This window comes from Borrelia sp. P9F1 (assembly GCF_030436115.1).
In the GTDB taxonomy this organism is placed as follows: Bacteria; Spirochaetota; Spirochaetia; order Borreliales; family Borreliaceae; genus Borrelia.
This window is the reverse complement of record NZ_CP129407.1, coordinates 476,103-488,496: the sequence shown is the minus strand read 5'-3', so window position 1 is coordinate 488,496 and position 12,394 is coordinate 476,103. Positions and strand designations below refer to the sequence as shown.

Annotated in this window: 12 protein-coding genes and 2 tRNA genes; 7 read left to right on the top strand and 7 right to left on the bottom strand. The window is 31.8% G+C overall.

Going from position 1 to position 12,394, the window contains the following annotated elements; all coding sequences use genetic code 11:
* The first annotated feature begins 33 nt into the window (after positions 1-33).
* Entirely contained in the window at positions 34-723 is a 690-nt protein-coding gene (locus tag QYZ68_RS02350) for an RsiV family protein (protein ID WP_301383975.1), read from the top strand.
* 37 nt (positions 724-760) lie between these two features.
* Here QYZ68_RS02350 and QYZ68_RS02345 read toward each other — a convergent pair.
* The 4 genes from QYZ68_RS02345 to QYZ68_RS02330 all read right to left on the bottom strand — a co-directional run bounded on the left by QYZ68_RS02345 (position 761) and on the right by QYZ68_RS02330 (position 3,883).
* A tRNA-Ser gene (locus QYZ68_RS02345) sits at positions 761-847 on the bottom strand.
* 62 nt (positions 848-909) lie between these two features.
* Positions 910-998 (bottom strand) — tRNA-Ser (locus QYZ68_RS02340).
* 64 nt (positions 999-1,062) lie between these two features.
* Positions 1,063-2,370: a tetratricopeptide repeat protein gene (locus QYZ68_RS02335; RefSeq protein WP_301383974.1), complete on the bottom strand. Its 1,308-nt coding sequence runs from the start codon at positions 2,368-2,370 to the stop codon at positions 1,063-1,065.
* A complete protein-coding gene (locus QYZ68_RS02330; protein ID WP_301383973.1) occupies positions 2,363-3,883 on the bottom strand; it encodes a fibronectin type III domain-containing protein in 1,521 nt (506 codons plus the stop codon). Before QYZ68_RS02330 ends, QYZ68_RS02335 begins: the two co-directional genes overlap by 8 nt.
* A 121-nt stretch (positions 3,884-4,004) precedes the next feature.
* Between QYZ68_RS02330 and uvrC the strand changes: the two genes are divergently transcribed.
* A complete protein-coding gene (gene uvrC, locus QYZ68_RS02325) occupies positions 4,005-5,804 on the top strand; it encodes an excinuclease ABC subunit UvrC (protein ID WP_301383972.1) in 1,800 nt (599 codons plus the stop codon).
* Positions 5,805-5,850: 46 nt separating this feature from the next.
* Here the strand turns inward: uvrC and QYZ68_RS02320 are convergent, their stop codons facing one another.
* Both QYZ68_RS02320 and holA read right to left on the bottom strand, forming a co-directional pair.
* The gene (locus tag QYZ68_RS02320; protein WP_301383971.1) at positions 5,851-6,528 is read right to left on the bottom strand and encodes a hypothetical protein; all 678 of its coding nucleotides are present in this window, start codon (positions 6,526-6,528) and stop codon (positions 5,851-5,853) included.
* Positions 6,529-6,560: 32 nt separating this feature from the next.
* Positions 6,561-7,550 carry a DNA polymerase III subunit delta gene (gene holA / locus QYZ68_RS02315; protein ID WP_301383970.1) on the bottom strand — a complete coding sequence of 330 codons (990 nt, stop codon included), beginning with the start codon at positions 7,548-7,550 and terminating at the stop codon, positions 6,561-6,563.
* A gap of 60 nt (positions 7,551-7,610) precedes the next feature.
* Here holA and QYZ68_RS02310 point away from each other — a divergent pair, with 60 nt between their 5' ends.
* Positions 7,611-8,780 carry a glycosyltransferase gene (locus QYZ68_RS02310; protein ID WP_301383969.1) on the top strand — a complete coding sequence of 390 codons (1,170 nt, stop codon included), beginning with the start codon at positions 7,611-7,613 and terminating at the stop codon, positions 8,778-8,780.
* Here the strand turns inward: QYZ68_RS02310 and QYZ68_RS02305 are convergent.
* Positions 8,764-9,630, bottom strand: coding sequence for a mechanosensitive ion channel family protein (locus QYZ68_RS02305; protein WP_301383968.1), 867 nt, complete (start codon positions 9,628-9,630; stop codon positions 8,764-8,766). The two genes, QYZ68_RS02310 and QYZ68_RS02305, sit on opposite strands and share 17 nt — an antisense overlap.
* A 102-nt stretch (positions 9,631-9,732) precedes the next feature.
* On the opposite strand from QYZ68_RS02305, the gene QYZ68_RS02300 reads away from it, so the two are divergent.
* From QYZ68_RS02300 to QYZ68_RS02285, 4 genes are read left to right on the top strand one after another with little or no spacing between them, the layout of a single operon-like run.
* Positions 9,733-10,317, top strand: coding sequence for a chromate transporter (locus QYZ68_RS02300; RefSeq protein ID WP_301383967.1), 585 nt, complete (start codon positions 9,733-9,735; stop codon positions 10,315-10,317).
* Entirely contained in the window at positions 10,314-10,847 is a 534-nt protein-coding gene (locus QYZ68_RS02295) for a chromate transporter (RefSeq protein ID WP_367317277.1), read from the top strand. Before QYZ68_RS02300 ends, QYZ68_RS02295 begins: the two co-directional genes overlap by 4 nt.
* A 2-nt stretch (positions 10,848-10,849) precedes the next feature.
* Positions 10,850-12,106, top strand: a complete 1,257-nt coding sequence (gene rpoN / locus QYZ68_RS02290; protein WP_301383965.1) for an RNA polymerase factor sigma-54 — start codon at positions 10,850-10,852, stop codon at positions 12,104-12,106.
* Entirely contained in the window at positions 12,096-12,392 is a 297-nt protein-coding gene (locus tag QYZ68_RS02285; RefSeq protein ID WP_301383964.1) for an HPF/RaiA family ribosome-associated protein, read from the top strand. Before rpoN ends, QYZ68_RS02285 begins: the two co-directional genes overlap by 11 nt.
* The last annotated feature ends 2 nt before the right edge of the window (positions 12,393-12,394 follow it).

Sequence of the window (12,394 nt, the reverse complement as noted above, 5' to 3'; positions counted from 1 at the left end):
CTTAGGAACAATTATTTGCTAAAGGAGAAACGGATGACGATCAAATTTTCAGCTATCATTACAGTACTTTTGTTGCTTATTTCCTGCTCAAAATCAGGAAAAGATACAGAAAAAAATGAAATCAGTATTGAAACAAAAATTATAAAAAAAACTGACACTGATCAAAATAACAATATCTTTCACATAGATGCCCAGGTTCCAATGATATTAGGATTAGATCTTGGTCTTGAAAACCTTATAAAAGAATGGAAAGTTTATAAGGAAAACGCAAGTTTAGAGAAAAAAAACTCAAAAGAAACTGAGCATGAATATTTTTATCATTCTGAATTTGAAATATTTAAAAATGAAGACCTTCAAATAACATCAATCCTGTACTCACAGTACACAATAGAACAAGGGGCTGCAAATGGAATTACAACGTACCATCCCATCAATCTGAAGGGAAATAGAATAATACAAATATCAGACATCATTTCAAAAGACCAATTAGATTCTTTGATTCAAGTACTGAAAGAACAAGTGAAAAAAGAAATTAAAGAGTTTGGCAGAAGCACTCTCAATCACGACCTATTTAACAATAGCTATGAAGAGATCTTTCAAAAAAACAAATACTACTTTAAAAACAATAATGTAATTTTCTTCTACGACCCACTTACAATAAGCAACCATGCAAGCGGAAAGATCGAATTTACATTTCCAATCAACAAAAACACCGAGAACTAGAAAACCAATGCTCAGCTCTGGGTGTCCTATAACCAAACGGAGAGGGTGAGATTCGAACTCACGGTAGGTTCACACCTACGACGGTTTTCAAGACCGTAGCATTCAACCACTCTGCCACCTCTCCCGAATCACTACACATTTTTAAATCAAAGAAATTCTCGTCAAGGCACTCAACAAGAGATCCTACGGAGAGAATGGGATTCGAACCCATGGTCCCCTTTTAAAAGGACAACTTCTTAGCAGGAAGCCCCATTCGGCCACTCTGGCATCTCTCCTTAAGTACTAATAAATAGTATATTAGACAAATAACAATGTCAACAAACAATACAAATGCTCATATTAACAATTAATGCTAAAATCCCTATAAGCACCAATTAAATCCTTAATTTCTTTAACTGAAACATCAGTGTTAATGCTCCCAAGCTCATTTAATAAAATCTCTCTAGTAATAGAAATTTCATTACTGTTAACTCTAAGCTCAATGTGTTCGTCCTTAATTTTCCAAATATATGGACAAATTCTAATATCATAATCGAACACAAAAACAGGATCTTTTAAATTTAAGGAATTATCAATAAAAAACAAATACTCTAATACCCAATTACCCTTTAAAAACATTGCCAACTCTTCTAAAAGTTCTTCAATCAAAACATCTTCCCTAGCCTCAAGTAACTTTAAAAATTCGGAGTAAATTCCTGGTTTAAGTGCGCAAAGCTTTTTCATATAAAAATATGCGTCTTCAAGATCACGGTTCCTTAAGAAAAACAAAAAAGCATAAAAACAAACCAAGTCCATATCAGGGTAATCCAAGACCATTCTCTCAATAGCTTTCCTAGGAGAAAAATTTAAGAGATCTACCGTAGCTATGTGCATATTATATATTGTATAAATATTGGGAAAGCTTAAGATAGCTCTCACGTAAGATTTGGTAGCCTGTGTCATGTTCCCTATTTTATGCAAAACGGTGGCTCTATTATGCCAAATATACTTAGAATAACTAGAGTCCGTTAAAAACCTCTCAGAAAGCTTAACCGCACTTCCTATCTCTCCTATAACGTAGAGGTGGTATATTAAATAGTTAACAACAAGAGCAAGATTAGCTCCGCAAAAACTCTCCTCAATTTCTAAAGGCTTTGCGCCTTCAAATGCAAAGTTGTTCTCTAAAATCCATCCATTTAATTTAACAAGAGGATTATCTTTGTCTATATCCATGGCCCTAAGGATACTACGATTGGCATCTTCTCTTCTGTTTAACATTTCAAGCAAAACAGCAGCATTATTAACAGCTTGAATAAGACTAGAGTTTTGCTCACTAGCCTTTAAAAAACAAGCCAGAGAATTTTCGTATTTTTTTAGTCCAAAATAAAAAACACCAAGATTATAATTTTCAAAATAATTCAATTCATCAACATGTCCTTCAAATTTGCCATAATTTAAAAGCTTAATTAAAAATCTACACTCACTCAAAACAGGATAAGTATCTAAAATATACAAAAGTGCCTTATAATCCTTAAGTCTAAAATAAATTAGAGCTTTAAGGGATAGAGAATCAAAATTATCGTCAAAAACATCCAAATTGAGAAGAGCATTTGTGAAATCGCCCTTCTTATAAAACTCCAACGCCCTCTCAAAATCACCATTATTCATACTTTTTAAATATCTCCATAGGCCTTACGGAAATTTCTTTTGAAAATGAAGTTTCATTTACTCTCTTGTCTAAACTATAAGAAGCAACACTAATGTAATAAAGTCTCCCATCCTCAAGTCCTGTAATTTTGAAAGCAGTTTTATTGCCTACATCAATAGGAGACGACAACACACCCCCAGATTTACCATGATAATTACCAGGACTAGACCCTATGTAAATGTAGTAACCCAAAATATTGCTACTAATGACAGGAACCCATTCAATAAATACCTCTCCCGAACTTGGAACAGCTTTTGTTATCACAGGCGGGAAAGGAGCTGCTTCAGGTATATAAGTAAGCATCATGCTATAAAGAGCTGGGCTATCTAGAGGATTGCCATTAGGATAAAATTCAACCTTAAGCTGTATATATTTTGACACACTAGATTCAGGAAATCCTATCTTAGGGTCAAAATGAATCCAATCCCCCGTCAAATTCTTCCTGATTCCTCCCCCCCTCACATTTGTCCCATAAAACACCTTGTTATCTAGCCTATAGTAATAAACAATCTCTGTATCTTTAGGTTTCATACTGTCAAAATCAATAGAAAGAATTTGAGAATAATCCTTAGACAACCTTATCGGTTCGGTAATAATGTACCCCTTATCTCTTGAGAAAAAAGCATTACTTACTTCCTCGAAACTCTTATGAATTTCAAAATTTTCAATAGCTCCTGTAAAATACTGCCCTAAAGTAAAATCAATAAAATTACCAATACTTAATAAATAACCAGAACCCTCTCTTCTATCGTTCGTAACATACTCTACAGCTTGTGGTCTAGAATCTATTAAATATTCGAGCAATCCCTCTTTCTGCTTATACCTTATGGTATGTAAATGCCATTCTTTTGGAACAAAATCGTCATCACTTTTTATCTTAACCTTAATAGGATCTCCTCTTTCATTCAAAAATACATTGTTAAAGCTCCAAACAAAAGTTCCTTCTTCACTCTCCAACCGAATAGCTTGGTCCAACCAAGCGCCCTTGACATTCTTATATCCATTCCAACTCACAATCATTTCTCCGGTAACAGAAGTGGTACGGTACAACCAAAACTGAATGGTAAAATCGGAAATCACGTTGCCTGAATAAAAAAAAGCCTTCTTAGTTATTGGCCTAAGCCTAAGAGTGTTTCTACTTGAATAAAAAATTAAAGAATTACCTGAAATGTTATGAAAAGAATTTGAAATCTTGGCATTACTTGAGTCAACAAAATAATTTAAAGAAGTATCTTCAAGAAGACTATCTTTCTCAATTTCCAACCGCAAATCAATGTTACTAAAATCCAGAACACCCCTATGTCTATCCAAATAAATTCCAAGAATGCCCCTATTATCCTTCTCAAAGCTAACATTATGAGATTCCTGAATAAACTTAAAGCCCTCTTTCGAATCAAGAATTAACTTAAGCTCTTGCGAAAAAACGCAACCAAAACACAAAAAAAACAACAAAAATGCAAAAACAAATCTCATTACAACATACCTTCAGCTTTTCAAATACAAAAACAACGCGCTTAACAATTTACCCAGACATGATATAGTATTATATCACAAAAGTAAAAATGATTACTTAAACAAGCAACGGTGAGGCAACATGATCGAACGTTTACAGGGCTTGTATGAGAAAGTACAGAGATTTCCGACTACTAGTGGGTGTTATAAAATGTACTCTGCATCCGGTAGGATACTGTACATTGGGAAAGCAAAAAATTTAAGAGCAAGAGTAAAGAGCTATTTCCTGGAAAGAAATGGCCACAAAACAAAAATACTGATGAGAAATGTAGAAAGAATAGACATAATTACTACAAATAGTGAATATGAGGCTTTACTTTTAGAATGCAATTTGATAAAAGAGCACAAACCGGACTACAACATCAAGTTAAAAGATGATAAGGGATACCCTATGATAAGAATAACTCGCGAAAAGTATCCAAGAGTCTTTAAAACTAGAAAAATAATAAATGACAGAAGTGAGTATTTTGGGCCATATGTTAATGCAAAAAACTTAGATCTAGCACTAGATCTCATTAATAAAACGTTTAAAACTAGAAAATGCAAAAGTAAATCAAACACTCCATGTCTTTACTTTCACATGGGCCAATGTCTTGGAGTGTGTTACAGAGATGACCTTGAAGAAGAATACGGAAAGGAAATAAACAAAATAAGATCAATATTAAGTGGAAACATATCTGAACTTCTAGATGAAATTGAAAGAAAAATGAAAGAGGTAATTAAAAAAGAAGATTTTGAACAAGCAATAAAATTAAAAGAAACTAAAAAATCGTTAATAGAATTAAGTCAAACTCAAATAATTACAAAAATTAACAAGCTGAGCGCAGACTACGTATACATTTACAAATCCGCCACGCTAAATGTTATAGTAATACTTAAATACAGAGACGGAAAATTAGTAGAAAAAGATATCAATTTTGACGAGAGTATATATGAAGAGGACGAACTAGTAGCAGAATTTTTAGTTCAGTACTACACCTCCGTGAACATGATAGTACCCAACAAGATATACGTTTTCAAAGATATTGAGACTACAAATATTACTAAACTAATAAGTGAACTTAAAAACACACAACCTGAGATCATTTATGAAGAGTCTAGAAATACCGTAAAAATAATGGAAATGGCAATTTCTAATGCAGAAATCGCACTAAAAGAATATGAAAATGAGAAGAACAAAGCACTAGAAAATTTAAGAATTATTCTTGAAATGAAAAAACTCCCAAAAATAATTGAGGGATTTGATATTTCCCATATTAATGGACACAAAACAGTAGCATCTTTGGTTACCTTTTTTATGGGGAAACCCCTCAAAAGTGGATATAGAGTTTATAGAATAAATTCATTAAGCAACGGAGAAATTGATGATTTTAAGTCAATAAGAGAGGTTGTATCGAGAAGATATACAAAGCTAATCAATGAAAATTTAGAACTTCCTGATCTAATCTTGATAGACGGAGGTAAAGGGCAATTAAGTTCTGTTTACTCTATATTAAAAGGATTAAAAATTGCAGATAAGGTAGCTATTTGTGCACTAGCAAAAAGAGAAGAAACAATATTTGTACCAAACAAAACACAAGGCATTAACCTTGCAGAAGGGAATCCTGCTCTTAGAGTATTACAAAATGTTCGAGATGAAGCTCACAGGCGAGCAAACAAGTTTAATAGTATGCTAAGCAGGAAGATAAAGTTAAGTTACAGTGACATAGAGGGAATCGGTGAAAAACTTGCAAAAAATATTTTAAAAACACTTGGAACACACGAAGATATATTGTCCTTAACTGAAAATGAAATAGCTGAAAAGATGAGTATTAATATTGAGCTCGCAAAAAAAATAAAAAAATTTTCAGAAGAGAAACACTTACAAAATAAGGGGTTATAAAACAATCTGCTCTTATAAAATTTGCATACAACGATTTCATTACAAGTTAATTGGCCTTAATCTGACCTTCCTTTAAGTCAACAATATCATGACTGCCTGACGATTTTTGAGATATTCCAGGAGATAATTTTAAGAAAAGTTCACCAAGCACCTTATTCCTGCCAGATGTGGTTGAAACATCTCCCAATAGGTCTATTTTATACTTACCAGCCTCTGTTTTTACCAGATTAAATGTGTGTAAAACTGAAACATAATCTAAATCACTTAAACTATTTACAACATCATTTATCACTTTATCAAATAGACTTTTACGTTCATGTACTGAAAGATTTTTTATGCTTCCCAGTTCTGATTCCAATTCTTTAAGCCTATTTAGAAATTTTTCCATGCCACTTTTAAATTCAATATTTCTAATCTCAACCTTAAAATTAACCTCATCTGCAGCAACGGTTTTATCTTTAATTACATATTTCATGTTATTAAAAAACAATGGATAAAGAATAAAGTCATCTTTTGCCTCTTTTGCAAGCCCAGCAATCCTTGAAGCCATGTCATCATCATTGGCAATATTGAGAAATCCATAAAACTTTTCAGGATTATTTTGCAAATCTTTAACAGAATCCAAAAATTCCACCAGTACAGCCCGCTCAGCCTCATGCTTTGACACACAAGAGACAAAAAAACACACGAATAAAGCCAAAAACTTAAATTGCGCAAAACTCAAACCAGACCCTTTCAATCTGAAACCAAACATTGTTAAAAATCACACCTAAATTTAGAAGAAAAATTGCTAAGAATGGTCTCATCTCGTCTCAATAGTACAAAGACCATAAAATATGCTAAATTCAAATGTAAATTCTTACCATAAATTCTTGAATACAAATCAAACTTATGAAATGCCTTTAAAACAAATTTAATATCAAAATCTGAATAATTTTTAAGTCCTATTCTATAAATTTTCTCTAGCGAGGAAAATATTTTATTTTTCTTAAAAACAACTGAGATATTACCTGAATTTTGAAAATCTATCTTTATCTTTAAAAGCTTCCTAAATTGCCAACCAAGACTCATCAACAAACTAACAAAATCTTCTCCTTGATCTAGAATGGATTTAACCTTAACTAAAGAACTCTCCATATCTTTTTTTAAAATTGATTCAAACAAAGAAAAAGAATTCTCCGGTCTCACATAGCTAATCCAAGAATTCACATCATGTTCATCAATAGTTTTATTCTTAATAAGAAGAGAAAGGGAGTTTACATAAAATTTCAAAATTTTAGTATCTGATTCCAGCATGAAAAGCATTAAGTTTATGGCCTTATCTGTAACTTTCACACCAAGCTCAAAAAAACTTTTCTTCACGAACAAAAACTTATCAGGATTGGATAACTCATAAAAAATTTTCTTAATTAGCTTCAAAGAATTCTTAGGATCAAAGCTAACTGAATTTTCAACGGACACAAAAATAACAATCTTATTTAAAGATTTCGCAATGGTACTATAGATTAATTCTAATTCCTTCTTGTTTTTTAAATTCTCAGCTTCATAAACAATAAAAACCTCTTTTTTTGCAAAAAAAGAATTAGTTAAAAGCAACTCAGAAAGCTCCACTGAAGACAAATCCGACAGAAAAACTTTATTCACCGCCAAATCACCATGCGAAGCGCTAAACTTCTTTAAAATATCCTCTAAATAAGCTTCCTTTAACCCCTGCTCTTTGCCCAATAACAAGTAGACTTCTTGCATGTAAACAATATTATAATTCAACTGACAAATATATTATACTTTAATCGTTAGGGCAGGAAAATGAGAATTGCAATATTTACGGACACATATCTTCCAGATAAAAACGGGGTAGCAACGTCTATAAAACAAATTAAGGAAGGTTTCGAAAAAAAAGGACATGCTGTTTACATTTTTTGTCCGAATTCCAGAAGAGCACCTTTAAAGGAAAATAATGTTTACCGTTGTCTGTCAATCAAACTTAATCATAAGGTAGATGCTAGAATAGCCTTCCCAAACAAATCACAAATAAGAAAGGTAATACGTGAATATAAACCTGAAATAATTCATACCCACTCCGAATTCACGATGGGCAAGATTGGGAAAAGAATGGCTTTGGAACAAAATATCCCAATAGTGCACACAAATCATACAATGTGGGATTTTTATCTACATTATTTAGGAGTTTTAAAATATTTAACCAATCCAGACAAAATAATGAAAAATTTTTACTCTCAAGTACATCATTTTATCTATCCATCAATTAAGGCACGGGACAAGTATTTTAAGCTTGCAAAACAGTCCGATTACAAAATAATTCCAAATGGAGTTGACAGAGATCTTTTCATAAAACATATGGATATGGATACAACAAAGCGAAAAGAAATTTTAAACAAACATGGACTATGTGAAAATGATAAAATCATAGTATTTGTTGGCAGGTTAAATAAAGAGAAAAATATACACTTACTAATAGAACACTTAAGAAAACTTTTGGTTTACAACGAAAATTATAAATTAATTCTTATAGGAAAAGGACGAGAAGAAAACGAGATAAGGCGTTTTAGACAGAAGTTTGAACTTGAAAAACAAATAATACTTATTGGAACAGTTCCATGGGAAGAAATGTATTACTACTATAAGATCTCTGATGTCTTTGCAAGCTTATCAAAAAGCGAGGTGTATCCAATGACAGTAATTGAAGCTTTAACCGCTGGAATACCTGCTGTACTTATTAACGATGTAATATATAAAGACGTAATCTCACAAGGTAAAAATGGCTTCTTAATAGACAATTATGAAGATATACACAAATACATTAACGAAATAATAGGAGACGAGGAGAAACTGAAGGCTTTTAAGAAAAACACAGAAGAAAGCTCTTCCTCCTTTTCAAGCTCGTTTTTCATAGAAAAAATTGAAGAGTACTATTGTGAAATAATTAAGAGTCATATTACTAACACAGTTTGTTAAAATCAATAATATGAATGGGGAATTTTATTCCCATGTTGACCAAAACGACCTTGATGTTTTCTGCTATGAAATACTGAAAATCCCAGAAAAGTTCAGTATTTACAAAACATCTTACCTGCATAACCATGTAGTAAGGGGTATAGCTTTCTACAACAACACTAGGATCTACAATGCCATATAGCTCTTTGTCCAGTGAAAACGCCAAATTTTCTATTCTATCTTTAAGCAACCCAATATCTGTATTATAGGGCACCTGGAAGCTAAAAGAAATCCTCCTTTTAGGATTTGTAGAAAAATTAACAACTGATGTGTTTGTAAATTTACTATTTGGAACCTTTACAACCTTGCCATCCACAGTCTTGAGTGTAGTAAAAAATATCTGAACATCGTCTACTTGTCCCTCAACATCATCACATTTAATGTAGTCCCCGATTTTAAAAAAATTAGAGTTTAGAACAATTAAACCACTAACAAAATTAGATAAAATTCCCTGAGCAGCAAGCCCAATTGCAATGCTTAAAGATCCAAATACGGCAAAAATTGAAGTTGTAGAAAACCCAAGATAAGGCAAAATGATCAAAATTAAAACCATATCTACCATTACTCTAAACAGAGACTTTAAAAAATTAAAAACAGTAGAATCTAGCTTTGTCTCCAACTTTGCTCTTTCTAAAGTTTTAAAAAATAACTTACTCAATTTCTTAATAATAGTCCTTAGGCAATACCATACAAAAACCGCCATAAGAATTTTAAACCCGTAGCCTATTACGCTCTCAATAACTTTATTAACATAGTTTTGAAAGACAAATACCTCCTTAACTACGTTAGATGTTATTGGTTGATCACTCATAAGCGAGCAAATTATAGCATATAAAACAACACAAAATAAAATTCTGCAACATGATATAATTACACCCGATATGCCAGTCATTAAATTTAAAGTGAGGGACTCATGAAGGAACCAAGAGAGGGGTCATATGGTTTATTTAAGTTATTCTACCTCGTACTTAAAATAACGACACTGACTATCGGGGGAGGCTTGTTAATAATATCTGAACTGAGGAAAAAAATCGTGAATAACAAAAAATTAATATCTGAAAAAGATTTCAATGAAATACTTGCCACATCCAATGTAGTTCCCGGAGTAACTGCCATAAACTTTGCGTTCTTAATTGGGAAAAAGCTTAAAGGCTTTAGGGGGGCAATCTTATTAACTATAGCTGGGATCTTGCCTTCCATAGTCGTAATAACAGTACTAGCAATCTATGTAACTTTAGATTCAAATAACATTTATTTAGAAAAATTTCTTGAGGGGGCAAAAATATCATCAACCATACTAATGTCAATAGTTATACTTGAATTCTCAAAACAAATGCTGAGGAAATCAATAATCAAATGGGTAACATGTTTGGGAGTAACATACATAATATATGGATTACGTATAGACATAACATACATACTGCTAGTCTTCTTACTCGTGTGTTTTACAACACATACAATAAAGAAAAGATTTTTTCAAAACAAGGCTCAAATTTGACTTTAATAAATCTGTTTATAACTTTCTTTAAAATAGGAATTCTAAATTTCGGTGGAGGGAATGGAATTACGGCAATAATTAATAAAGAAATAATTACTAATAAGCAATGGATAACAAAGGAAGAATTTATCAATATTATTACAATATCTAGAATTACTCCTGGGCCCATTGCTACCAATATAGCAACATATGTGGGTGCAAAAATTGCCGGAGTTAGTGGTGCCGTCGTTGCCACAATAGCATTAATCACCGCACCGTTACTAATTATTACACTTGTCACACTGGTACTACATAAAATAAGTTTTCTAAAGTATTATCTTGAAAGCTTAAGGCCTGTAATTATAGCATTGTGGTTGATTACCGTATTTATTTTACTTGAAAGTATATTCATGAGAATAGGTGATAGTGGTACAGAATTTTTCAAGAGCTTTTCACTTGCAGCACTAAATTTAATTATTTTATTAGTTTACAAAAAAATTAGCCCTGCAATCCTGATAATATCTAGTGGAATACTATATATTTTTATGTAGAGATGATTAAGCAAACCCTGCAACTAGCACAAAGGTTGCACATATCCCAGATAAATACAATCAAAATGCTAAGTCTTGATACAAAGGCTCTGGTAAAGATTATACTGAATGAGGTTGAAAATAACGAATACCTTCAAGTAGACTCAAATCAAATATTTTTTGAAACACTGCGAACCTATAAGTTTAGGAAATTTTTCTATAAAGAAGATGACAATACTAAAACCCAATACGAAATTGCACTGGAGAAAATATCAATTAAACCATCTCTTAAAGAACATCTTTTATTCCAACTAAGAATTCAAAAATTGAGTAAAGATGAGATTAAAATAGGAGAAACTATAATAAACAATTTAGACAGCAAAGGATTTCACATAATCAATCCCTATGAGTTATTCAAAAAGGAAGATTGGCCACAAGTCACTCAAATAATTGAACTAATTCAAAAATTTGATCCCATAGGAATTTGTGTATTCAACATAATAGAATCACTAATACTGCAAGCAAGACACCATAAATTAGACAGTAATGTAATTAAAATTCTTGAAAGAGCAGATTTACTGGATAATGGTCAAGAAAAAATAAAGGAAGAACTTAAAATTAATACTGAAGTTTTCAATCAAGCTCTTGAAACAATTAAAACTACGCTTAATCCTAATCCAACATTTGAATTTAAAGATATAAAAGACACAAATCACTGCATTGAACCTGACATCATCGTCATAAATAAAGATAATAAACTTAAGATAAAAATTAAAGAAGTAAACATTTTTAAAAAAGAGTTAAGAAAACCTGAAGTTAAAGATTTAAAAAAATATAGGCAAGCAAAATGGCTGATTGAATCTTTAAGATACAGAGATGAAGTACTAGCTAAAGTAGCAATAGCTATTTTTACACTGCAAAAAGAATTTTTACGAAGAGGGTTTAAGAGTCTAAGACCAATGAAACTGGCTGACATATCTGAAAAAATTAACCTATCAAAATCAACGATATCAAGAACAATAAAAAACAAATATCTAAAATTCGACTGGGGCATAATCGCTGTTAGAAAATTATTTAATTCAGCAGGGGGAGCAAAAACAAATGAATTTTCAAAATTAAGTATTAAACTAGTAATAAAAGGAATTCTAGCCAAAGGTAAAAAGGTGTCTGATGGTAGAATTTCTGATATACTGAAATCCAAGGGAATCTCTATTTCAAGAAGGACCGTTAACAAGTACAGGAATGAATTAAAACTTGAGGGGGAGGGTTATGGAACCTAAAATACAAGCTATCAACTATCACTTGAGTGCTGCTACAGAGGATTTTATTTTAAAAAAGTTAGGTAAAATTGGAACTCATATCAAACAAAACTCAGAAAGCCTAAAAATCACAGTAAAAAAAGAGAACGATATTTTTGACATAGATGCCCATCTTCATTTTAACTGGGGCAAAATAATCCACATTGAAGAAAAGGGTAAGGAGTTGTATCCACTAATAGAAAGCCTGGTGGATAGGCTTCAAAGCACGGCAAACAAAGAAAAAAATAAAAAAGAAAATAATAAGTAAAA

Bases quoted from the DNA above. Each gene is read 5' to 3' on its own strand.
- QYZ68_RS02350 (WP_301383975.1), top strand. From the start codon at position 34: ATGACGATCAAATTTTCAGCTATCATTACAGTACTTTTGTTGCTTATT.
- QYZ68_RS02335 (WP_301383974.1), bottom strand. From the start codon at position 2,370: ATGAATAATGGTGATTTTGAGAGGGCGTTGGAGTTTTATAAGAAGGGC.
- QYZ68_RS02330 (WP_301383973.1), bottom strand. From the start codon at position 3,883: ATGAGATTTGTTTTTGCATTTTTGTTGTTTTTTTTGTGTTTTGGTTGC.
- uvrC (WP_301383972.1), top strand. From the start codon at position 4,005: ATGATCGAACGTTTACAGGGCTTGTATGAGAAAGTACAGAGATTTCCG.
- holA (WP_301383970.1), bottom strand. From the start codon at position 7,550: ATGCAAGAAGTCTACTTGTTATTGGGCAAAGAGCAGGGGTTAAAGGAA.
- QYZ68_RS02310 (WP_301383969.1), top strand. From the start codon at position 7,611: ATGAGAATTGCAATATTTACGGACACATATCTTCCAGATAAAAACGGG.
- QYZ68_RS02305 (WP_301383968.1), bottom strand. From the start codon at position 9,630: ATGAGTGATCAACCAATAACATCTAACGTAGTTAAGGAGGTATTTGTC.
- QYZ68_RS02300 (WP_301383967.1), top strand. From the start codon at position 9,733: ATGAAGGAACCAAGAGAGGGGTCATATGGTTTATTTAAGTTATTCTAC.
- rpoN (WP_301383965.1), top strand. From the start codon at position 10,850: ATGATTAAGCAAACCCTGCAACTAGCACAAAGGTTGCACATATCCCAG.
- QYZ68_RS02285 (WP_301383964.1), top strand. From the start codon at position 12,096: ATGGAACCTAAAATACAAGCTATCAACTATCACTTGAGTGCTGCTACA.